Annotated in this window: 24 protein-coding genes and 3 pseudogenes; 6 read left to right on the plus strand and 21 right to left on the minus strand. The window is 50.3% G+C overall.

The features are described 5' to 3' along the window. The first annotated feature begins 98 nt into the window (after positions 1-98). From AB1I49_RS07105 to AB1I49_RS07115, 3 genes are all read left to right on the plus strand, one after another. Positions 99-1,013: a MetQ/NlpA family ABC transporter substrate-binding protein gene (locus AB1I49_RS07105; RefSeq protein ID WP_407720541.1), complete on the plus strand. Its 915-nt coding sequence runs from the start codon at positions 99-101 to the stop codon at positions 1,011-1,013. Between the two features lie 75 nt (positions 1,014-1,088). Continuing rightward, on the plus strand, positions 1,089-2,099 hold the full coding sequence (locus AB1I49_RS07110) for a methionine ABC transporter ATP-binding protein (protein WP_407720542.1): 1,011 nt from the start codon (positions 1,089-1,091) through the stop codon (positions 2,097-2,099). Between the two features lie 40 nt (positions 2,100-2,139). Next, positions 2,140-2,799, plus strand: a complete 660-nt coding sequence (locus AB1I49_RS07115) for a methionine ABC transporter permease (protein WP_407721649.1) — start codon at positions 2,140-2,142, stop codon at positions 2,797-2,799. A 54-nt stretch (positions 2,800-2,853) separates the two neighbouring features. On the opposite strand, the gene AB1I49_RS07120 is transcribed toward AB1I49_RS07115, so the two are convergent. Beyond that, positions 2,854-3,537 carry a CAP domain-containing protein gene (locus AB1I49_RS07120; RefSeq protein WP_316610046.1) on the minus strand — a complete coding sequence of 228 codons (684 nt, stop codon included), beginning with the start codon at positions 3,535-3,537 and terminating at the stop codon, positions 2,854-2,856. 120 nt (positions 3,538-3,657) lie between these two features. After that, positions 3,658-3,807 (minus strand): annotated as a pseudogene (locus AB1I49_RS07125) (GNAT family N-acetyltransferase); the annotation flags it as partial. Between AB1I49_RS07125 and AB1I49_RS07130 the strand changes: the two are divergent. Together AB1I49_RS07130 and AB1I49_RS07135 are read left to right on the plus strand one after the other, a co-directional pair. Beyond that, positions 3,782-4,426 (plus strand): PP2C family protein-serine/threonine phosphatase, encoded by a 645-nt coding sequence (locus AB1I49_RS07130; protein ID WP_407720543.1) that lies wholly within the window; start codon positions 3,782-3,784, stop codon positions 4,424-4,426. The pseudogene AB1I49_RS07125 and the gene AB1I49_RS07130 overlap by 26 nt on opposite strands. Positions 4,427-4,791: 365 nt before the next feature. Beyond that, positions 4,792-5,334, plus strand: coding sequence for a dockerin type I repeat-containing protein (locus AB1I49_RS07135; RefSeq protein WP_407720544.1), 543 nt, complete (start codon positions 4,792-4,794; stop codon positions 5,332-5,334). 287 nt (positions 5,335-5,621) lie between these two features. On the opposite strand, the gene AB1I49_RS07140 is transcribed toward AB1I49_RS07135, so the two are convergent. The 17 genes and pseudogenes from AB1I49_RS07140 to AB1I49_RS07220 form a co-directional block, all read right to left on the minus strand. After that, on the minus strand, positions 5,622-6,788 hold the full coding sequence (locus AB1I49_RS07140; protein WP_316610544.1) for a pyridoxal phosphate-dependent aminotransferase: 1,167 nt from the start codon (positions 6,786-6,788) through the stop codon (positions 5,622-5,624). Between the two features lie 46 nt (positions 6,789-6,834). After that, entirely contained in the window at positions 6,835-8,175 is a 1,341-nt protein-coding gene (locus AB1I49_RS07145) for a phenylacetate--CoA ligase family protein (RefSeq protein ID WP_316610543.1), read from the minus strand. A 20-nt stretch (positions 8,176-8,195) separates the two neighbouring features. Next, a complete protein-coding gene (locus AB1I49_RS07150) occupies positions 8,196-9,083 on the minus strand; it encodes a thiamine pyrophosphate-dependent enzyme (RefSeq protein ID WP_316610542.1) in 888 nt (295 codons plus the stop codon). Then, the gene (locus AB1I49_RS07155; protein ID WP_405318374.1) at positions 9,073-10,245 is read right to left on the minus strand and encodes a transketolase C-terminal domain-containing protein; all 1,173 of its coding nucleotides are present in this window, start codon (positions 10,243-10,245) and stop codon (positions 9,073-9,075) included. The genes AB1I49_RS07150 and AB1I49_RS07155 overlap by 11 nt, the downstream gene beginning before the upstream one ends. Continuing rightward, positions 10,246-10,536: a 4Fe-4S binding protein gene (locus tag AB1I49_RS07160; RefSeq protein ID WP_316610540.1), complete on the minus strand. Its 291-nt coding sequence runs from the start codon at positions 10,534-10,536 to the stop codon at positions 10,246-10,248. Continuing rightward, complete coding sequence (locus AB1I49_RS07165) at positions 10,533-11,054, minus strand: 2-oxoacid:acceptor oxidoreductase family protein (protein WP_316610539.1); 522 nt, start codon at positions 11,052-11,054, stop codon at positions 10,533-10,535. Before AB1I49_RS07165 ends, AB1I49_RS07160 begins: the two co-directional genes overlap by 4 nt. A 12-nt stretch (positions 11,055-11,066) precedes the next feature. After that, on the minus strand, positions 11,067-11,987 hold the full coding sequence (locus AB1I49_RS07170; RefSeq protein WP_316610538.1) for an ABC transporter permease: 921 nt from the start codon (positions 11,985-11,987) through the stop codon (positions 11,067-11,069). Next, positions 11,987-12,799, minus strand: a complete 813-nt coding sequence (locus AB1I49_RS07175; protein WP_316610537.1) for an ABC transporter ATP-binding protein — start codon at positions 12,797-12,799, stop codon at positions 11,987-11,989. The genes AB1I49_RS07170 and AB1I49_RS07175 overlap by 1 nt, the downstream gene beginning before the upstream one ends. 25 nt (positions 12,800-12,824) lie before the next feature. Next, positions 12,825-13,952 carry an ABC transporter substrate-binding protein gene (locus tag AB1I49_RS07180; protein WP_407720545.1) on the minus strand — a complete coding sequence of 376 codons (1,128 nt, stop codon included), beginning with the start codon at positions 13,950-13,952 and terminating at the stop codon, positions 12,825-12,827. Positions 13,953-13,993: 41 nt separating this feature from the next. Then, a complete protein-coding gene (locus AB1I49_RS07185) occupies positions 13,994-14,230 on the minus strand; it encodes a hypothetical protein (RefSeq protein ID WP_316612053.1) in 237 nt (78 codons plus the stop codon). A gap of 273 nt (positions 14,231-14,503) precedes the next feature. Then, positions 14,504-15,289: an amidohydrolase family protein gene (locus AB1I49_RS07190; protein ID WP_316620689.1), complete on the minus strand. Its 786-nt coding sequence runs from the start codon at positions 15,287-15,289 to the stop codon at positions 14,504-14,506. A gap of 15 nt (positions 15,290-15,304) precedes the next feature. Next, a complete protein-coding gene (locus AB1I49_RS07195; protein WP_407720546.1) occupies positions 15,305-16,216 on the minus strand; it encodes a PLP-dependent cysteine synthase family protein in 912 nt (303 codons plus the stop codon). Positions 16,217-16,218: 2 nt separating this feature from the next. Then, positions 16,219-17,376 (minus strand): trans-sulfuration enzyme family protein, encoded by a 1,158-nt coding sequence (locus AB1I49_RS07200; protein ID WP_316612050.1) that lies wholly within the window; start codon positions 17,374-17,376, stop codon positions 16,219-16,221. 5 nt (positions 17,377-17,381) lie between these two features. Beyond that, positions 17,382-17,843, minus strand: coding sequence for an S-ribosylhomocysteine lyase (locus AB1I49_RS07205; RefSeq protein ID WP_316612049.1), 462 nt, complete (start codon positions 17,841-17,843; stop codon positions 17,382-17,384). Then, entirely contained in the window at positions 17,840-18,751 is a 912-nt protein-coding gene (locus AB1I49_RS07210) for a class I SAM-dependent methyltransferase (RefSeq protein WP_316612047.1), read from the minus strand. The genes AB1I49_RS07205 and AB1I49_RS07210 overlap by 4 nt, the downstream gene beginning before the upstream one ends. 226 nt (positions 18,752-18,977) lie before the next feature. Beyond that, entirely contained in the window at positions 18,978-19,907 is a 930-nt protein-coding gene (gene cysK / locus AB1I49_RS07215; RefSeq protein WP_405318378.1) for a cysteine synthase A, read from the minus strand. 128 nt (positions 19,908-20,035) lie between these two features. Next, positions 20,036-20,329, minus strand: a pseudogene (locus tag AB1I49_RS07220) (arsenic resistance protein); the annotation flags it as partial. On the opposite strand from AB1I49_RS07220, the pseudogene AB1I49_RS07225 reads away from it, so the two are divergent. After that, a pseudogene (locus AB1I49_RS07225) lies at positions 20,307-20,513 on the plus strand (IS30 family transposase); the annotation flags it as partial. The pseudogenes AB1I49_RS07220 and AB1I49_RS07225 sit on opposite strands and share 23 nt — an antisense overlap. A 461-nt stretch (positions 20,514-20,974) precedes the next feature. Here AB1I49_RS07225 and AB1I49_RS07230 read toward each other — a convergent pair. Both AB1I49_RS07230 and AB1I49_RS07235 read right to left on the minus strand, forming a co-directional pair. Beyond that, positions 20,975-21,517, minus strand: a complete 543-nt coding sequence (locus AB1I49_RS07230) for a flavodoxin family protein (RefSeq protein ID WP_201426519.1) — start codon at positions 21,515-21,517, stop codon at positions 20,975-20,977. Positions 21,518-21,527: 10 nt separating this feature from the next. Next, positions 21,528-22,523, minus strand: coding sequence for an alpha/beta hydrolase (locus AB1I49_RS07235; RefSeq protein ID WP_407721651.1), 996 nt, complete (start codon positions 22,521-22,523; stop codon positions 21,528-21,530). Between the last annotated feature and the right edge of the window lie 16 nt (positions 22,524-22,539).

Genomic DNA, 22,539 nt, shown 5'->3' on the forward strand with positions numbered 1-22,539 from the left:
TTTGCTTCGTCTGAACTTTCGGTTCGGGCGAATGTGTTGATGACAAACCAAAACGATTATAAACAAAACAATTCGGAGTATAGAAAGGATTTATTATCATGAAAAAAATAACCGCAATTCTTACAGCAGCCGCACTGGTTCTGACATCAGCAATAGCTTTTGCAGGCTGCTCAAACAAAACCGAATCATCTGATTCATCTGCTTCTTCCGACAAAGCGACATCAGCGGTCAGCACCTCTGCCGAAAAGCTTACAATCGCGATCCCGAATGATACCACAAACGAAGCTCGTGCGCTTCTGCTCTTACAGGAGCTTGGCTACATCAAGCTCAAGGACGGTGCAGGAATTACCGCAACACCGAAGGATATCGCCGAAAACGCCCACAACCTCGAATTCAAGGAAGTAGAAGCCGCTCAGGTTCCCAACGCACGTCAGGACGTTGACTACGCGATCATCAATTCAAACTACGCGATTGAAGCAGGTCTGAATCCCGTCAAGGATTCGCTCGGTATTGAAGGTTCAGCATCCGCATACGGCAACATCCTTGTCGTCAAGGAGGGCAACGAGAAAGAACCGAAACTCCTAGCATTAAAAGCAGCGCTCGAAAGCCAGAAGGTAGCGGACTTTATTAAAGAAAAGTATGACGGCTCTGTTGTAAGCGTCGTAGAAAAAACCACCAACGGATTTGATGATTCCATTGATTACGCAGCACTCAAGGGCGAAAAAGTAACCATCGCAGCTTCTCCTACACCGCATGCAGAGATTCTCTCTGTTGTCAAGGACATTCTCGCAGAGAAGGAAATCACTCTTGACATCAAGGAGTACACCGATTATGTTCAGCCCAACAACGTAGTTGACAGCGGCGAGCTTGACGCAAACTACTTCCAGCATCTCCCCTATCTTGATGACTTCAACGCTGAAAACGGCACAAAGCTCGTTTCAATTTCGACAATTCACGTTGAACCTCTCGGACTCTACGGCGGAAAGCAAACAACTCTTGACGCCTTAAAATAATCATATAAAACTCTGCGCCGACCGTACTGCTTCGATCGGCGCATACTTGTATAAACTATCAGAAAGGCGACAGTTATGATTGAGATTAAAAACCTGTCCAAAACCTTCTCCACGGCTGACGGCACATTCCAGGCACTGAAAAACGTCAACATCTCTGTCAGCGACGGTGATATTTTCGGTATCATCGGAATGAGCGGCGCTGGAAAAAGCACTTTGGTTCGCTGTATCAATATGCTCGAGCGTCCCAGCGAAGGCAGCGTGGTGATTGACGGCGTAGATGTCGGCACGCTCGGGAGACGTGAACTGCGCAAGCTTCGCCGCAGCGTGACGATGATTTTTCAGGGCTTCAACCTTTTGATGCAGCGCACCTGTCTGAAAAACGTCTGCTTTCCGCTGGAGCTCGACGGCGTCGGCAAAAAGGAAGCAAAAAAACGGGCTCTTGAGCTGCTTGAGCTCGTCGGACTCAGCGACAAGGCTAACGCCTATCCCTCACGTCTTTCGGGCGGTCAGCAGCAGCGTGTTGCCATTGCGCGCGCTCTGGCGACAAACCCGAAGGTGCTGCTCTGCGACGAAGCGACCTCTGCCCTCGATCCGAAAACAACGCGTTCCATTCTCTCTTTAATCAAGGATATCAACGAAAAGCTCGGTATTACCGTCATCATCATTACTCATCAGATGAGCGTGATTGAGGAAATATGCAGCCGTGTGGCAATTCTTGAAAACGGCGAGGTTGTCGAACAGGGCGAGGTCAATCAAATATTCAGCTCACCAAAATCAGAGGCGGCAAAACACCTCGTGTTCCCCGGTGAAGAGGAAAATGTCGCCGAGCTCCAATACGGAAAACGCGTGCTGCGTGTAGTGTTCAACGACTCGGAATCGACAGAAACGCCGTTGATTGCAAAGTTAGCGGCGGAAATAGGCATCGCGGCAAATATCCTGTACGCTTCCACCAAGAGCGTCGGCGGAAAAGCGTTCGGCTGTATGCTGCTGAGCTTTCCCGACGGAGAGACAGCCGAAGGAGCCAAAAGGTATTTGTCGTCACACGACGGAATCACGGTAGAGGAGGTTGTAAACAATGGGAAATGATTTGTTTTCTGCTGAGGTGCTCAACGAAACATGGGAAATCATGTGCAATGATATGCCTCTGGCGCTCTGGGAAACCTTCTATGTCACTGTCACCGCAACATTTTTCGCGATAGTCATCGGACTGCCGCTCGGCGTGCTGCTGGTGGTTGGCGAAAAGGACGGTATACTGCCGATCCCAAAGCCTGTCATGGGCTTTCTGAACGTACTGATCAACGTGCTGCGCTCGGTTCCGTTCCTGATATTAATGATTCTGGTGTTTCCTCTTACCCGTCTGATTGTGGGCACGATCGTCGGCACAACAGCGTCAATCGTACCGCTTGTGATCGCCGCGTTCCCGTTTGTAGCGCGGCTCGTAGAAAGCAGCCTGCGCGAGGTCAATCCGAATATCATTGAGGCTGCGCAGAGCATGGGTGCATCGCCGCTGCAGATCATCGTCAAGGTGATGATACCAGAGAGCGTTCCATCATTGATATCCAACTTCACCATTGCCGTCACCACGGTTCTCGGCTACACCGCAATGAGCGGCATCATCGGCGGCGGAGGTCTCGGAAAAATCGCCATTAACTATGGATATTACCGGTATAAATATCTTGTTATGCTTGTTGCCGTCGTAATTCTTGTGCTCCTCGTTCAGCTTTTCCAGAGCGTAGGCACTAAGCTCGCAAAGGCAACCGATAAACGGCTGAAAAGCGGAAAGTAAAAAACACGCAGGCAGATAGCCAAGCGGTTATCTGCCTGCGATTATTTCGATTAATCAGCCGATAAAAAACTGTGACCAGTACATTACTCCGTTTGCGGAATAACTGCCGACACCGATTTTTGTGTAGGACGCGGAAAGTATGTTCTTTCTGTGACCTTCAGAATTCATCCAGCCGTTTACAACCTGAGCAGGTGTCGCATAACCGTAGGCGATGTTCTCGCCTGCCGAGCGATATGTCACGCCCAGATCCGAAGCCGCCGTAAAGCAAGAGCTTCCGTCAGGCCGTGTGTGCGAGAATGACTGCACAATCTCCTTCGCCCTGACATGAGCCACGTTCTGCGCCCCATCGTCCTGAATCAAAGCCGCAAGTCCGTACTTTGCACGTTCTTCATTAACCAGCCGAACGACCTCCGCCTCATATGCCGCGTTAAACTCAGAATCCTGCGGCTTGACAATTTCCGCAACAGGTTTTGTCGGCTGTTCCGCAGGTTCTTGGGCAGACTTGTCCACACTGCAATTACCCTCGGGACAATAACCGCCGCTGATTTTCTGCAGCATGCTCCAATCGCAGCATTTACCGTTCTTTATCTGGTCCATGATGTACCGGACGTTTTTGCAGTTTGCACCCGAGCAGTATACCGCATTTTTGTAAGTCGCTGCCCCTGCCAATACGGATGAACCGGAAATAAGCATCACAGCCGAAAGACCGATGGATAAGATTTTTGAGAATCGCTTCATAACAAAGCTCCCTTCATTGAATTTGGCGTTGCCGCCTATTTCATGCTACCGCAGTTCAAGGGAGTTTTCAATGCAAAAAATCTGGCAAGACCGGATAATTTTTTCTCATGTTAATGCTGTTTTTTCCTTTTGAATACAGTCAAGGACAAGCTTTTCGCCGATATGCTGTCCGCGGCAGGATGATGAAACGGCGAAGCTCGCGTTGCAGATATGCCCGCAGCGTCCGACATTGTTAGGGTGAAGAATGTACAAGCCCACAACAGAAGAAGATCATCTTGCGCTGGTGATAGCAGACGTATCCGGAAAGGGTATTCCGGCTTCACTGTTTATGATGTCCTCAAAAATTCTTATCAACGACCATGCCCTTATGGGCGGCACTCCGGCGGAGATACTCGGTAGAGTCAACAAACAGGTCAACGCCAACAACGACGCCAATATGTTCGTGACTGTATGGCTGGGCATACTTGAAATCAGCTCAGGCAAGCTCACCACAGCAAGCGCCGGCCATGAATACCCGATCATCAATATCAACGGCAGATACGAGCTGCTGAAAGACAAGCACGGTCTGGCGATCGGAGCTATGCCGACGGCAAAATACAAAAACACTGAGATTACACTCAAAAAGGGTGACAGCATATTTGTTTATACCGACGGTGTTGCCGAGGCTACTGACGCGAACAATGAACTCTTTGGCACTGACCGCACTGTTGAAGCCCTCAACGCTATCCCCGGAGACGCTTCGCAGAAGGATGTACTGGCGGGCGTCCGCGCTGCTGTTGACACTTTTGTCAAAGAAGCGCCCCAGTTTGACGGCCTGACGATGCTCGGTCTGAAATACAACGGTCCTGCAGATAATGCCGGAACAGAGGAGCATCATGACGGAGCTTAAAATAGAAGCGGCTGTTAAAAATATCGAGGCGGCGACAGGCTTTGACAAGATTCTCACTTACGAAAAAAGGTGATCACCCCAAGCGGTTTGCCTGTTTCACAAGAGTACAAATGCGGAATCCGTTACAGGAGAATAAAACAACCTCCGATACGGCGTCAGTCAAGGGCACCGTATCGGAGGCTGTTCTGCTGTTTTCATAATACACGTTCCCTGCCCGAAAATCTGAATATTTCATGATCTGCAAGAGAGTGTTCCATTTCGGAACACTCTCTTGAAAGCTGCATCAAAATACAATATAATGATGATAGGTATAGATGCTTCTGACATCAACCATTCATAAAAGAATGGAAAGGAAATCAAGTCAAATGAAACGCTTTTTATTTTACTCAAAAAAGACAGTATGTCTGCTGTTGGTGCTGATTCTGACGGCAGCCTTTGTACCGGCGGTATACGCGGCTGAGCCGGAGGATGCGCTAATGAAAGGCACGTTTACCATGACGACCTTTGACGGCTTCGATCCGGGCGAGCAGACCTTCTATTACAGCGACAGCTATTTTTCATCATCCGGCAAAAAATCAAACGAACATCTGCGCACAATGTCCGCCGCGCTGGTTTTTCCGTTAATGGATTCTTACTATACCGAACGCAAAGACGGCGTCTTACTCGGCGACGCGGACGGCGACGGAGAGATAACGATTTCAGACGCGACAATGATACAAAAATACATCGCGGATTATAATATGCCCGATAATTTTCAGATAACGGCTTGCGACGTCAACGGAGACGGAAGCGTTAATATATACGACGTTACTGAAATCCAGCGTTTTCTCGCAGATTTCGGCAATCCCTATCATATTGGCGAGCCTGTCAGATATGATGAATATGAACTGCCGTTATTATCTAAATAATTCTCCTTGCATTCGTTGATCAATCTGCGCGATACGCTTAACGCAAAGCTCGCGGAAACGGAAGAAGATTGGAACTCGTAAAACCGCTTGACTAACTTTTTCTTCTATGCTAAACTGTCAAAAACCCCATAACCATGCGGGAAATCGAGATTCACCGAACGGGTGTGGCCCTCAAGTCCACGTGTAAGCAATTTCATGCAGGTTCAAATCTGGTTTCCGGTACAAAATAAAAAATCCGAACCTTTCTCCGGTTGGAGATTGGTTCGGATTTTATTTTTCCTATTCATTTATTTCCTTTTGATTTTCGCCCTGATATATTCCAGTCGGTTGAGCGCTTCGTTGAGAGTCTCGTTCTTTTTGGCGAAGTGCAGGCGAATCAGGTGATTGACGTCCTCGCGGAAAAAGCTCGATCCCGGTACGGCACCTACGCCGACATCTCTTGCCAGTACCTCACAGAATTCGAGGTCGCTTTTATAGCCAAACTCCGAGATATCCAGCAAGATATAATACGCGCCCTGCGGTACGGTGTGGACGATACCGATATCATCGAGTCCTTTCAGGAACAGATCTCGCTTTTCGGTGTATTTATTCTGAAGATGTTTGTAGTAATCGTCGCCGAAGTTAAGTCCGACAACAGCAGCCTCCTGCAGCGGAGCAGCCGCGCCGACTGTCAGGAAATCATGAACCTTTTTTGCAACATCGATGATATGCGGAGGCGCGATGATATAGCCAAGCCGCCAGCCTGTTATGGAATAGGTCTTGGAAAGCGATGAGCAAGATATCGTGCGCTCCCACATATTTGGCAATGAAGCAAAATATGTGTGATGATACGGCTCGTATATGATGTGCTCATACACCTCGTCGGTAATTACGAAAGCGTCGTATTTCTCCGCTAAGTCCGCAATGATTTGCAGCTCGTCACGGGTGAAAACCTTGCCGCTGGGATTGGACGGGTTACAGAGAATCAGCGCCTTTGGTTTCTGTCTGAACGCCGCCTCCAGCTCGTCAGGATTGAAATTAAATTTGGGAGGATAGAGCGGCACATATATCGGCTCCGCTCCCGAGAGAATCGTGTCAGCACCGTAATTTTCGTAGAACGGTGAGAACACTATTACCTTATCCCCGGGATTTGTGACGGTCATCATCGCCGCCATCATCGCCTCGGTGCTGCCGCAGGTCACGACAATATTTTCGTTCGGGTCTATGTCAACTCCCATCAGGTGCGACTGCTTTCTCGCAAGCGCTTCACGGAAATTCTGCGCGCCCCAGGTGATGGAATACTGGTGAAAATCTTCTCTGGTGACCTCGGCGAGTCTGTCGAGCAGCTCGCGCGGCGGTTCAAAATCAGGAAAGCCCTGAGAGAGATTCACCGCGCCGTATTTGTTTGAAATGCGCGTCATGCGCCTGATGACCGAGTCGGTGAATGTTTCGGTTCGTTTGGATAGTGCGGGCATATGGCTGCCTCCATCTTTGTATTTTGCTTAGCTAATTATACTCAAATCAGATGTTATAGTCAAGGGTGCGCTCGTCGATCACGCGTCTGGACTTATGCTCTGAGCGTGTATCAAGTCCGCCGTCAGGATGAACCACAACCCTCGCGGGCTTTACACCGATACGCGCCTTCAGAGCCGCTGTCACCTCTGCAGCCACCTCGTCGTCAGACTTAGTATTGTCGGCATTCTTCTCGATTTCAACGGCATATTTATTGGTGAAGTCCTTCTCAAAGATACGGATAAGATACTCGCCCGTGATACCCTCATGCTCGCGGATAACCGCCTCGATGTCGCTCGGGAATACGTTAACAGCTGATACGATGAACATATCGTCCTTTCTGCCCAGAATGTGGATTCTTCCGTGCGTTCTGCCGCAGGAGCACTTGCTGTTGTCGATCCAGCCGATGTCGCCTGTGCGGAAACGAATCAGCGGACGCGCGTGCTTGCGGAGAGTTGTAAATACAAGCTCGCCTACCTGACCGGGCTCGAGGATTTCGCCCGTATGGATATCGATGGTTTCAACTAAAATATGGTTCTCGGCGATGTGCAGACCGTCCTTCGCTTCGCACATTGCGGCACACGCTCCAAAGATGTCGGACAGACCGTAGAAGTCGTAAACCTCCGCGCCCCAGATATCCTCGATCGCTTTTCTTGTGGCTTCAATCGAGCCGCCCAGTTCGCCTGCAACAATGATTTTCTTGATATTCAAGTCCTTTTTCGGATCAATGCCGCTCTTGAGCGCCTTTTCTCCAAGCTGCCATGCGTAGGACGGAGACGTCCAGATTACTGTCGGCTGATAGGTTTTCAGAACGAAAAGCAGTCGTTCGCTGGGAAGCGTACCTCCCCAGATGCACAGCGCGCCGAGGTTCTGCGCGCCGATTACGTCGGGACCGCCGACATAGAGCGAGAAGTTGAGCGCGTGAACATAGCGGTCAGTCGGACGTATGCCGACCTGCCAGAACCAACGGCTCTCGGTGTCCTGGAATTCATCGAAGTCCTTCTTGGTGAACGGGCTCATGGTGGGAACGCCTGTGGAACCTGACGAGGTCGAGATAAATACAACGTCCTCCTCGGGCACTGCCGCCAGCTCGCCGAGGAAGGAACCGACGCCCTGGGTATCTCGCTGGGTTTTCTTGTTGATAAAGGGGAATTTCTGAATATCCTTGAGGGTTTTGATGTCCTCGGGCTTTACGCCTGCCTCGTCAAATGAGCGCTTGTAATACGGCGCGTTATCATAAGCGAATTTTACAATTTCCTGCAAATCCGCAAGCTGTCTTTTTTCCAATTCCTCACGGGGTAAGGTTTCAAGCTCCTCATCCCAGTATTTATTGTTTATATCTCTGCTCATTGCTGATTACTCCTTATTACTCAATTAAAATTTTTATGAATAAACTCCCACTTCGCATCGCGGGACTGTGTGATGATTTCTATATCCTCCGCCGTTAAGTGCTTGAAACGGCTTTGTTTTCTGAGGTAGCTTTCAACGCTTGAAAACTCCTTTGGCTGATGATTCAGTGTGAAAGCGCCGTTTTCATACTCGGCAAGGTACCACAGACCGCAGTCTACCACCTCTTTGGCGATATCCACTGTTTCATCTGTTTTCACACCCCAGCCCGTGGGACACGGTGCGAGAATGTGAATGTATTTTGTGCCCTTTATGCTCTTTGCCTTCTCCACCTTGCGCATGAAGTCGTTGAGATATCCGACGCTTGCGGTGGCGGCGTAAGGAATCCCGTGGGCGGCGACGATCTCAAACAGGTTTTTCTTCGGTCTGAGGTTGCCTCGGATGTTTTTTCCCGCGGGAGTCGTTGTCGTTCTCGCCCCAAACGGGGTCAGCGAGCTTTTCTGAATGCCCGTATTCATATAGGCTTCGTTGTCATAGCAGATATAAAGAATATCGTCGTTGCGGTCAATCGCGCCCGAAAGCGCCTGCAAACCGATATCCGCCGTGCCGCCGTCTCCCGCAAAGCCTACAGCGTGAAAGTCGGTAATGCCCTGCGCTCTCAGCCCTGCTTCAACGCCCGTCAGCATGGAAGCGGTTCCCGCAAAGGTTGAGATTATGGCATTGTTGCCGAAGCAAAGCTGCGGAAAGTTGAAGCCGACCGCCGACATACAGCCTGCGGGAAGAACGGCGACGGCGTTTTCACCGAGAACCTTCAAGGCGATTCTGACAGCTAAGCTGCCGCCGCAGCCCGCGCACGCCTTGTGACCGTAAAAAAACTCTGTTTCGTTCAGATTCTTTGCGTTAACCGCCATTTGCTACACCGCCTATCCCTAAAAATTTCACCGCTGATTTTTGTGATTTCAACTCGTCAAAGATTGTTCTTATTTCTTCTGCGGAAATATTTTTGCCGCCGAGGCCTCCGATATAATTCGAATTTGGAATATTAATTCCTGCCTTCTGCAGCGCGGAATTGACGTTCGTGTAGACCGTGCCCTCGTTACCGAAGGAGATGTCCTTTTCCAGAACCGCTACTGCCTTGGCGTTTTTGACGGCATTCGCGATTTCTTCATTCGGGAACGGACGGAGATATCGCAGCCGCAGCAGACCGACGCGTCTGCCCTCTTGTCTGAGTGCGTCCACAACCTCGCGGACAAGTCCCGCGATACTTCCGAGCGTGATTATGATATAATCCGCGTCCTCGGTTCGGTAGCTCTCGGTCAAACCGCTGTATCGCCTGCCGAAAATGGTTTCAAATCTGTCCTCGGCTTCCTTGATAACAGACTTTGAGTTCAATATCCCGATGTGCTCCTTGTATTTGAAAATGGTATTTGTGTCGGGTCCTGCCGAAAAAGCGAGGTTTCTTGGATGCTGCAAATCGAGCTTGTTCTCTGTTTCGTACTTTGGCAGAAACGCGTTCGCCTGTTCCGATGTGGGCACGTCAACGACCTCGTAGGTATGGGTTAGAACAAAGCCGTCGAGATTAGCCATGAATGGTGTGCTGACGTTTTTGTGCTCCGCGATGTAGAAGCTCATCAGCGCAAGGTCAAGCGCCTCCTGCGCGTTTTCGGCGAAAGCCTGGATCCAGCCGCTGTCGAGCTGCGAGAGCGAATCACGCTGGTCGCCGTAGATATTCCACGGCAGCGCGGTCGAGCGGTTCGCGTTCATCATAACGATCGGGAACCGTCCGCCTGCCGCGTACGGCAGGCACTCCGCCATATAGAGCAAGCCCTGAGAGGACGTCGCGGTAAAGGCTCTCGCGCCGACTGAGGACGCGCCTATCGCGCAGGACAGCGCCGAATGCTCGGATTCCACATGAATAAATTCCGCGTTCAGGCTGCCGTCCTCAACAAATTCGGAGAGCTTCTCCACCACGATCGTCTGCGGCGTTATCGGATAAGCGGAAATCACCTGCGGACGCGCCAGCCGCACACCGTAAGCAAATGCCTCGTTGCCTGATAAAAATGCTTTTGCCATTTACTTTTCCGCCTCCATCTCTATCGCGCCTATTTTACAGATTTTGCGGCAGATACCGCAGCCCTTGCAAAAATCGTAGTCGATTGCCACACTGCTTCCCTCGCGGTAAATCACACCGTCGGGACAATACAGATAACAATTCAAGCAGCCGACGCATTTTTGCGCGTCAATTACGGGACGGACGTTGCGCCAGCCCGCGTTCTTTGTGACAAGATAGCCTGCCTCATATGCGGTCGCGTCGGGAATATCCTCAAAGGCGTTCGGAACGAAATCCCTCAGATACGGCTTCATGCGACGACCTCCTCATATGCCGCTTTGACGGCGGCGATATTCTTCTCATGCAGACGGCGCGGCATTGTCTGTCGAATCGCTTCATATATTTCCTCTAAAGAAATTTCATTCGAGATTGCCGCGAACGCGCCAAGCAATATTGTGTTTGTGATAGGAAGTCCCAGAATCCGCGCCGCTATGCTGTCTCCGTCGAGCGTTATTACGCGCGGGTCGTCGAGCTTTTTTTTTGTATTTAAAAGAATTTTTCCGTTCTGCTTCAGCTCGCGGAATGACTTCGCGCTGAAAAGCGTGTCGTCCAGAAAAATACTGTAGTTGGATTTTGTGATTTCGCTGCGGTTGCCGATCGGCTTTTGGTCGAGCTTGGTAAACGCCCTGATCGGCGCTCCTCTGCGCTCGGGTCCGAAGGACGGGAACGCCAGCGCGTACGCATTATCCTTGAGCGAATAAGCGTCGCCGAGAAGTCTTGCGGCGGTGAAGGCTCCCTGTCCTCCCCTGCCGTGCCATAATATTTCTGTCATGCTTTCGCCCCCTCAGTGCTTCCAGCGAAGCAGGTATTTTTGAATCTTATTGAATCCGAATGAAATGACGACAATCACGATGCCAATCACGATCAAGCCGACGAGCGTGCGTGTGTAGTCGCCGAAATCAGAGTAGTTTTTGATGTAGAAGCCGAGTCCGCTCTGTGCGCCGATCATCTCCGCCGAAGTCAGCAGGACAAACGAAACAGTCAGTCCCTGATTGCAGCCGATGAAAATCTGCGGCAGCGACGCGGGCAGAATAACGGAAAACAGCATGGTGAATCGGTTGACGTTGAGTACCCTCGCGGAATCGAGCGTCTTTTTGTCAACGTTCATCACGCCGCTCATGGTACCTGCCAGCACAGGCCAGAAGGTCGCCAGAAAGATGACAAAAACCGATACCGAACGGAAGGTTGGCAGCAGCGCGATGCCGTATGGAATGTATACGATCGGCGGGATCGCGCCTAAGAACTTTGCAAGATAAGTCGCGACGTTGCCGAGTCGTTCGCTTGAACCGAGCAGCAATCCGAGAATGATCGCAACGGCAGCTGCCAACAGGTAACCCTGCAAAATAATGCCGACCGAGCTGAGAATGTTCGTGAATATTTTTTCGTAGTCGCCGATGAGCTGCCAGAAAACTCTTCCGGGCGGCGGAAACAACGAGGGCTTCAGCAAATTGAATTTTGCCGTCGCCAGCGTCCATGCAATCAGCAAACCGTATATAAAGCTGACGATATCCACGAACAGAGTCAGTCCGAGCGGCTTTTTGATCAGTGCCGACACAATCAGCGTCAGGATCTCCACTCCGACGGCGAACCATATCACATAGCCGGCGTAGGTGTCCGTGGTCAGTTTGTCCGGCAGGAGCTGAACGAGCAGCAGCGCGATAAACAGGAAATGTACCGTTCTGAGATAACGTTTTTTGAGAGTCATTACAGCACGACCTCCTCTCCGCCGATCTTGTTCACAATGTCGCTGTAGAACATCGCGAGCAGCCTGTTGCGGAACTTGTTGTATTCCTTTGTCTGAACAAGCTGCGCGCGATTCCTCGGGCGTGCAAATGGAACCTCTATCTCTTTGTATACCTGACCGGGATGAGCGGTCATCATCACAATCTTATCCGAAAGCAGGATTGCCTCGTCAATGTCGTGAGTGACAAACACAACGGTTTTTCTCGGGCTTGTGCCGTCGCCCTCCCAAAGCTCTAGCAGAAGCTCCTGCAGAATGGTGCGGTTCTTCGCGTCGATTGCACCGAACGGTTCATCCATCAGAAGAATGTCCGTGTCCATTGCGAGCGCTCTCGCGATTGCAACACGCTGCTGCATGCCGCCCGAAAGCTGTGAGGGATATTTGTTTTTGAAGTTTTCCAGTCCGACCTTTTCGAGAAACTCGTCCGCGATTTGCAGACGTTCCGCCTTGGAAGCGGACTTATTGACCTGCTTCACACCGAAAGCGACGTTCTTCCTTGCGGTCATCCACGGAAACAGCGAATAGTGCTGAAATACGACGCCTCGGTCGGTGCCCGTACCCTTGATCGGCTCGCCGTCTATCAGGATTTCTCCCGAGGTCGGGAAATTGATACCCTCCAGAATGCTGAGCAGCGTGCTCTTTCCGCAGCCGCTCGAGCCGATGATGCTGACGAACTCGCCCTCTTCGATCGAAAAGCTGACGTCCCTCAGGGCTGTAAAGCGGTTCTTCTTCTCGGTATAGTCAACCGTTAAATTTTTGATTTCTATCTTACTCATAAACCTTCATCCCGGATATGTTTTGTTATTCGTATTTGTCGAAATGCTCCTGAAGCTCCGCGTAGATTTTATCGCCGGGGTTTTCCTTGATCAGGCTTGCCAAAGCATTCTTGTATATCTCTGTGTTATAGAGCTTATCGATGTCGTAGTCCTCGGTGTAGCCCAGCTCCACAATGGAGTTTTTGAGAGCAACGGTACCCTGCTTGTCGGGATCGGGAACTGAGGTTCCGTAGCCGCCGTACACCTCGGTGTTGATCAGGTTTTCCTCAATGTCAATGTACTTTTTTACGTCCTTGACGGTCTGCTCCTTGTTCTCCTGTGTGAACTTGTACGCCTTGATCAGTGCGCGCTCAAACGCATTGTAGGAGTTGGGATATTTGGAAAGCGCCTCGGTTGTGGCGACCTGACGGCAGCAAGGCTGATTCTTGAGGAGCTCTTCCTCGGAGCAGCGGTAGACGATCTTGTAGCCCTGACTCTCGGCAAGCGAGGTGTATGGTGAATACGCCGAAGCCGCGTCGATGGTGTCATTCTTGAGAGCGTTATAGGCGTCCTTCTGGCTGTCGAAGTAGACGATATTGACCTTGTCCTCCCCCTCGCCGATCTTTATATTCTTATCCTTTAACAGGATCTGCAGCTCCGCGTCCTGTACGGAGTTCTTGACGGAAGCGACGTTTCTGCCCTTGAGAATCGAAACGTCCCAGTCGGTTTTGCCCTCGACGTACTCCGGCTTGATCACATAACCGTGACCGTTGGTCATCTCACCGCCGAAGATAGTCAGGTCGTGTCCCTTGCTCTGGAATGTCAGCGCGGGAACAGAACCGATAAAGGCAACGTCGAGCTTTTCGGATTCAAGACCGCTCGAAAGCTCCGCGGCAGATGAAAACAGCGTGAGAGTAACGTCAAGTCCCTCTTCCTCAAAATAGCCCTCCTCCTTGGCAACAAAGCCGAGCAGGTGAGCGGTGGAATTTAGGTGTCCGAGGTTGAAGCTTGTTTTTTCGAGCGTTGCCTTTGCTGCTTCCGTTCCGGACTCCTTTGCAGTGCTTGCGGAAGCGGAGTTCTCGGAGGTTGAGTCTGATGAAGCTGTATTACAACCCGCAAAAGCGGTTAATGTCAGTGTGGCGGCGAAAAGAGCCGCGAGAATTCTTTTTTTCATTTTTATTTCCCTTTCTAAATGTGTTGATCAATTTATCTTTATCAGTCTCCCGCACAGCAGTCGGGAACATCTGAGGTTTTTGATGTATCGTTATCCGCGTGTTCCTTGCTCTTGCAGCAATCTGGAACCTCGGAATCAGTCGCTTCTTTGTCCTTGCAGCAGTCGTGCGTTGTGCTTTCGCTGTGACTGCTCTCGTTTGATGCGTTTGTCGACGCGCAGCCTGTCACGCTGAACGCGGCGACAAGCGCGATGATACAGACGATTAATACTTTTTTCATTTGATTACTCCCTTTCTGCCCGTTTTGGGCATAAAAAAACGGAAGTCATGCGCTGACTTCCTCAGTGAAACGCAGAATTGCCCTTCACATTCGGAGCGCACAGCATGCCACAACGCAGAAATATCCCTTTTGCATCGTACACATAATAGTATTACAACACGTTGAATAACGCATGGTCATGATGCTCTCTCCTTTCGTTTCAGTGATTATATTTTATCATGGTTTTTGTTAAATGTCCAATATCCGATAGGTATAGTAGGTAATAGGTTTTGCCTATTGGTTTTTTAAGATACGAAGCGCGTTTTTGTACGCGATTTTATCAAATTCTTCCGCAGACAGCGGCAGCTTCCGAAAGGAATCAACCTCGGTTTTGGGGTTCCAAAGAGGAAAATCAGTTCCGAACAAGATCCTGTCAGCGCCGTAGCCCGCGATGTACCGCGACACTCTTTCGGGCGGTAAAAACATGGTGCAGCTCGAAATATCAAGAAAGCAGTCTGTATCCCTCAGTAAAGCAAAGGCTTCCCCGAACAGCGACCAGCCGCCCAGATGGGCGGCGATGACCTGTAATTTCGGGAAATTGTCTATAACACGTTTCAGCCGCGCGGGATGGGAAAAATCAAATCTCTTATCGCCGCAGTGCACAAGCAGCGGCAGCTTTCCCTGAACCGCTTCATAGACCTCGAACAATCTCTTGTCATCAGTATTGAAACGCTGAGTGTCGGGGTGCAGTTTGATGCCCTTAAGCCCTGAGTTAAGAATATATTCGGCTTCTTCCATTATGTTTTCGCAATCGGGGTGCAGCGTGCCGAATCCGTGAAATTCCTTATGCGCGGCTGTTTCACCGAGAATAAACTCGTTGACGTGACGTACCTGCTCAGGCTTTGTCGCAACGGGAAGGAGGACAAATTCATCAATACCGGCTATTTTGCCCTCCCTCAGCAGCTCGTCACCCGTGCCGATACATGCAGGCGATATGCCGTAAAAGTCCGCGGTGGCATTCGTCGCCTTTTGGGCTATTTTATTCGGATAAATGTGCGCGTGAAAATCAATAATCGGCATTTCTTACTCCCAATTTTATTCATACAAATGCTTTGTGAAATAACGGTCGCCGCGATCGGGCAGGATAATCACGATATTGCCGCGCGCGCCGCTTTCAATAAGCTTTTTCGCCGCAGCAAGCGCCGCTCCCGACGAGGAACCCGCAAAGATTCCTTCCTTTTTGGCAAGCTCGCGCGCACCGTCAAAAGCTTCGCCGTCATTCATCTTTACAACCCTATCGACAAGGGACATATCCATCGTATCGGCGATGAAGTCGTTGCCGATGCCCTCAATATTGTAGTCGCCGTGTTCACCGCCGCCCATTGTGGAACCTTCGGGGTCGGCAAGCACGCCGACGATGTTTTTATTTTTCTCTTTCAGAAATTTAACTACACCCGAATATGTGCCGCCGCTGCCTGCGCCTGCAACGAGATAGTCTATCTGACCGTTCAGATCCTCATATATCTCTCTGCCTGTCGTTTCGTAGTGAGCCTGCGGATTCGCCTGATTCTTGAACTGCTCGAGCGTTACCGCGCCCGGAATGGATTGGCGGATTTCCTCCGCCTTATCCCACGCACCGAGCATACCGCCCTCGCGCGGGGTGTTGATGATCTCCGCTCCGAGCGCGCGGAGAAGCGTCTGCTTTTCCTGTGAAAACTTGGTCGGCACCACAAGGATGATTTTGTAGCCCTTATTCAGCGCGGCAAAGGCTATGCCGAGACCTGTGTTGCCTGCGGTCGCCTCGACGATTGTGCCGCCCTTTTTGAGAATACCGCGCCGCTCCGCGTCGGCTATCATATATTTTCCGATTCTATCCTTGACGCTGCCCGACGGATTGAAAAGTTCCAGCTTCGCGTAGAGATTAACGCCGTCAGGGAGATCGAGATGATTGAGCTTTACAAGCGGCGTGTTGCCGATAAGCTCCTGCATATCGTTGTAGAGTGCCATGATTATTCCTCGCTTTCCGCAATCGCCTGTTCCAAATCGGCGAGAATGTCGTCGATATTTTCAATGCCGATGGATAGTCTGATCAAGCCGTCGGTAATGCCGACCTTCTGGCGCACCTCATATGGAATTGACGCGTGCGTCATGCTTGCGGGATGGCAGACAAGACTCTCAACGCCGCCGAGACTTTCCGCGAGTGCAACAAGCTTGAGTGACTTGAAAAATTTCTTAATATTGTAGTTTTCGTAAAGCTCGAATGAAATCATTGCACCGCCGTTTTTCGCCTGACGCTTGTTTATTTCGTAGCCCTGCGCGTCGGGCAAGCCGGGATAGTAGACCTTCTTGACAGCCCTGTGGTTCTGAAGGAATGCCGCGGCTTTTTCGGCGTTCTCAACGTGACGGTCAAGACGCACTCCGAGGGTCTTGATACCTCTTATCAGTAAAAAGCTGTCGAAGGGACCGAGAACGCCGCCTGTGGAGTTCTGGATAAACGCGAGTCTTTGCGCCAGCTCGTCGTCATTGACTACGACCAAGCCGGACACTACGTCGCTGTGACCGCCGAGGTATTTTGTCGCGCTGTGGACAACGATGTCCACGCCCAGTTCAATCGGTCTTTGCAGGTACGGCGTCATAAAGGTGTTGTCAACAATCGAAAGGATTCCATGCTTTTTAGCAAGCGCAGCGACTGCCGCAAGGTCGGTGATCGTCAGCAGCGGATTAGCGGGACTTTCGACGAGGATCGCCTTGACATCACTTGTAATTTTCTTTTCGAGAGCCTCCAAATCTGTTGTGTCCTCAATTGAATAGCCGATATTGAAGTGGTTGAAAACCTTGTCGAGCACGCGGAAGGTGCCGCCGTAGACATTGCTTGAAATCAGGACTTTGTCGCCCGATTCAAACAGACTGAGCACCGCTGTGATTGCCGCCATGCCCGAGCCGAAGGCAAAACCTGCCTTGCCGTGCTCCAGCTCAGCAATAAGCGATTCCAATGCCGCCCGCGTGGGATTGCCTGTGCGGGAGTACTCCCACTTCGGTTCCTCACCCAAGCCGCTCTGCTGATAGGTTGAGGTCTGGTAAATCGGTACATTGACCGCTCCCGTGAATTCGTCTGTTGAAATGCCGCCGTGAATCAGTGCGGACTCGATTTTTTTATAATTAGCCATAATGATTACTCCTTGTATTTCAAATCTTCTGCTGTCCAGTTTTGTAAAACTGACAGCATATCTTTTGCCGTTTCTTTTGCGCCGTTCAAATCCTGCTCGCGGTAGTTGCCGCATTCCTCCCGTTTGGCTCCGGGTATTTCGCCGCTGAACCGCGCGATATATTCAAAGCTCTCCTTAACAAGAGCGATTGCCTGTGTGTGTGAAATATTATTCCTTACAAGAAAATAAAAACCTGTTCTGCACCCCATCGGGCCTACATAAATTACGCTGTCCGAAAATCTGCTGTTGCGCGCATAGGTCGAGAAAAGATGCTCAAAGGTGTGCAGCGCGCCGTTGCCGAGATAATCGCCGCCGTTTGGTTTTTTCATGCGAATATCGTAGGTAATTACGTCACCGTCCGTCCGAGAGAGATACATTCCCTTATCTAACTTGTCATGGTTGACGGTAAAGCTTGCGATTTTGTTCATACGCTCTCCCTCCTGTCCGCCAAAATGAAATGGATGTTTTCAAACGCCGTGATGCCGTCCGTTCTGTTTTCAAAATACTGCCGCTCGATCATCTGTGGCGTTTCATGATCCTCTATCTCATAGCTGTAACGCTCCAGCGTTTCGCTGATCTCGCGGAACGAGTAGCCGTGCATCATTTTCTCACCGAGCTTTTCGGTGATTTCCGCGAGCGTATGGACGCGCTCCGCGCCTGAACCGCTCAGTGTTGTTTCGTCGGGATAATCAAAGACGATTTGGCTGTCCGCAGTGCAAAGACCGCTGATTTCGCCTATCGTCTGCGCGAATACCGGAAGCGTCAGGTAATAGGACACGCCGAGGATAGCAAAAAACGACGGCACATCAGGCTGAAAGCCCGCGTCAAGAAGCGCTTGAGTCATGTTATCGGTAGAAAAATCAATCGGCACAAAGGTCAGATTGTCGGGAATGTTCCACTCGAGCTGCTTCACTCTCTCACGCTTGTATCTGCCCGTATTTGGGTGGTCAAGCTCAAAAACATGAATATCGGGATTGCCGTTGCGGAAGGCAAAGGTATCCATGCCCGCGCCGCAAACGACGTACTGGCATTTCCCGTGCTTTTGCGCAAATTCCAGCAGCTTATTCTCCGCGAAAGCGATACGCGACAGCGGTATCGGCGCGATATAGCGATTCAGCTTCTCAATAATCCTCTTTGAGCTGAACGAATAGTTGATACTCAGTTGCTCCGATTCAAAGTCATTTTCAATCAGCTGACCGATTTCCTCATATTCCTCCTTGCCCATCAGATCATAAGCGAGGTAATCGTCAAAAATCTTCTGTCTGCCTGTATTGGAATGATAGGCGCGGGCAAAGGAGCAAAGCTTAGCAGTAGTGCTTTCTCTTGTTTCAGTCATATTCAACCCTCTTTTAAACATAAAATACCGCCTGCTTACGAAAGCGCAAACAGGCGGTGAAACGATAGCTGTATATGATGTCTCAACATCGCGCTATGCCGCCTGTATGCATCATACAAACACAACAGCACATGGGCATAGCAACGCTGCCGAAACGCACGGCGGCGATTTCAGCTGAAAAACGGTTCAGTTTTGCGTTGCTGAGATAAAGCATTTTGATAACCTCTTATTCTGTAAACATCGGTGTGGATAAATAGCGTTCGCCCGTGTCGGGAAGAAGCGCTACGATGATTTTGCCCTTGTTCTCGGGACGCTTAGCGAGCTGAGCCGCTGCCCATACAGCCGCGCCTGAAGAAATTCCGACAAGCAAGCCTTCTTTTTTGGCGAGGATCCTGCCTGTTTTGAAGGCGTCCTCATTCTCAACCTTGATAATCTCGTCATAAACGTCTGTATTCAGCGTCTCGGGAACGAAGCCGGCGCCAATGCCCTGGATCTTATGCGGACCTGGCTTCTCACCGGAAAGCACAGGCGAACCCGCAGGCTCTACCGCGACTATTTTTACATCGGAATTCTGACTTTTCAGATATTCGCCGACACCCGAAACTGTTCCGCCTGTTCCGACTCCTGCAACAAATATATCCACCTTGCCGTCTGTGTCATTCCAGATTTCGGGACCGGTTGTGCTGCGGTGCGCGCTCGGATTTGCCGCGTTCGTGAACTGGCTGGGGATAAAGCTGTTTTCGTTTTCCGCAGCAAGCTCCTGCGCCTTCTGAATCGCGCCCTTCATGCCATTCACGCCGGGTGTCAGAACAACCTGCGCGCCATAAGCCTTGAGAAGATTCCTTCTCTCGACGCTCATAGTCTCGGGCATAGTCAGAATAACCTTGTATCCCCTCGCAGCCGCTACCGCCGCAAGACCGATACCCGTGTTGCCGCTCGTCGGCTCTATGATGACTGAATCGGGCTTTAACACGCCCTTTGCCTCAGCGTCGTCGATCATCGCCTTGGCGATTCTGTCCTTGACGCTGCCGGCGGGATTGAAATATTCCAGCTTTCCGAATATCTTTGCGCCGAGATTTTGATACTCTCCGTAATTCTCAAGCTCTAACAAAGGTGTATTTCCGATCAGGTCGGTAATCTTTTTATAGGTTTTCATCCATAGTGCTCCTTACTTAGCGGAATCATATTGCATAGTTCTCCTACTAACTTAGTAGGTTTATCTGCAATACTATTATCACACTATTCTATGAATTTGTCAAGACATCTGCTAATAGGTATTTCCTATTACCGGTTATCATTATTTCTGAAAACGCTTTTCGTCTTATTGGCAATGCTGACCATGAACAGCATTACGGGAACCTCCGTCAGCACACCTACTCTCGTCGCCAGCGCTGCAGGAGAGGTGGTGCCGAACAACGCGATCGCCACAGCGACAGCAAGCTCGAAGGAGTTCGAGGCGCCAATCATTCCAGCGGGCGACGCAATATCATGTGGCAGCCTCAATATCTTGCATGCAAGATACGCAATCGCAAACACTAAAAATGTCTGCAAAACCAGCGGTACTGCAAAGGGAACTAACGAGTGCCACAACAAAATGCTGCGCAGATTTATACCGAAGGGCAAAAGCATTGACGACTACAGCGCTGATGACATCCTCTACTTTGCGGATAAAATCAACAACCTGCCCAGAAAGATTCTGGGCTACAGAACCCCGGAAGAGCTGTTCGAGCAGGAACTCGACCGCATATATGTTGCCGCGTGAGCCGCGTCGCCGCGAGTTTTTCGAGGGAGGAGCGTAGCGACGAGTGAGGAAAACTCGCGGCGATCTACTACAGACTCAAAAACTGTTGCAACTTGCTATTGCAATTTGCGAAATAATTTATTAGTAACAGCTTAAAAAAATAAACGAGCAGGGCATCAAATTAAACCGTCCTGCTCATTTTTTAGAGGCTTCACTAGAAAGTGTGGGTAGATAAAACCCGCGTTTATGCCGCGAAAGCTATTGACAATGAGTATGCATATGGTAGGCTAAATGCCGGGCAGCAGCCCATTTACATGGCTTGCCTGCGCTGACGGAATACCATATGCATAGAGGCTCATTGTCAATAGACCGTGGAATAAATGCGTTTTATTGATTTATCAGTATTTTTCTACTAGACTGCAATTTCTTAACCACTGGTTCTATGGAAGAGCCATTTTTTATCTCAGATATTTCTCGTACTTTTATGAAATTGCCTTGCCCATCTCAAAAGCTTCTTTCAGTTTCGTACTGCCCTCTATCTCCTTCGGAACAGTAAAGCCTCCGGCAAAGACCTTTCCGGCAAAGCGAGCTTTTTCAAAGCAGTCGATCCAGCCCTGTACGCCTTTCAAAGCGCCTTCATCAACATACGCTTCATCCTCTGCAGCCGTTGTGAGAAGATAAACGTCGCGGAAACGGTAATCGAGCGTAAATAGAGGATTGGCGCGGTCGATCATTGTTTTCATCTGACCGCTCATTTCATAGTAATAAATCGGCGTCGCCCAGACGATCACATCGGCGTTAAGCATCTTTTCTGTAATCGCGTTCGCGTCATCCTTGATGACGCAGTGACCGAGCTTCTGGCAGGCAAAACAACCCTTACAAAAATCGATTGTTTTATTCTTCAGCGAAATCAGCTCTACTTCGTTTCCGGAAGTCCTCGCACCGTCGGCAAATGCGTTGGCGAGAATTTCGGAATTGCTGTTCGGGCGAATACTCGTGCTGATAATCAATACTTTTTTAGCCATAGCTCTCTCCTTACAAATATTCTCTGAAAAATGCTTCCAGCTTATCAAACGGGATCGCGTTCTTTCCGCCGCCGTCGTAAAGGTCGGTATGCACCGCGTCGGGAATAATGAGCAGTTCTTTGTTTTCCGTGTATTTGCTGTCCTTTGTCATACTTTCATAAGCGTCCTTACTGAAATAGCAGGAGTGCGCCTTTTCGCCGTGAATGATCAGAACCGCGCTTCTGATTTCGTTTAAGTACTGCAAAATCGGCTGATTGATAAACGACTGACAGCCGACCATATTCCAGCCGTCGTTGGAATTGAGCGAGCGCGGATGATGGCCGCGGTCTGTCTTGTAGTAGTCGTGGTAATCTTTTACAAAGAACGGCGCGTCGTCGGGCAAAGGATCAATCACACCGCCCGCGCGTTTGTAGCTGCCGTTTTTATAGTCCTCCAAGCGCTGCGCGTTGATTGCGGCTTTAAGCTTGTAACGCGCTTCTTCGTTATTCTCGCTGTCAAAATACCCCTTCGCGTTGACGCGGCTCATGTCGTACATAGTGGAGGCAACCGTCGCCTTGATTCTCGTGTCAAGCGCGGCTGTGTTGATCGCCATACCGCCCCAGCCGCAGATACCGATAATGCCGATTCTGTCGGGGTCGACCTTATCATGTAATGAAAGGAAATCCACCGCCGCCATAAAGTCCTCGGTGTTGATGTCGGGGGACGCCATATATCTTGGCTGACCGCCGCTCTCACCCGTAAAGGACGGGTCAAAGGCAATCGTCAGAAAACCCCGCTCAGCCATTGTCTGCGCGTACAATCCCGAGCACTGCTCCTTGACCGCACCGAAGGGTCCAGAAACAGCGATAGCGGGCAGCCTGCCCTCCGCGTTTTTCGGCACATACATATCCGCCGCGAGAGTGATGCCGTAGCGGTTGATGAATGTCACCTTGCTGTGGTCTACCCTGTCGCTCTTAGGGAAGGTCTTGTCCCAATCCTGCGTTAATACCAACTCTGCTGTTTTCATCATTGCCTGTTCCTCC

It is taken from the genome of Ruminococcus sp. NATIVEDY160 (assembly GCF_045819885.1).
GTDB lineage: Bacteria > Bacillota > Clostridia > Oscillospirales > Acutalibacteraceae > Ruminococcoides.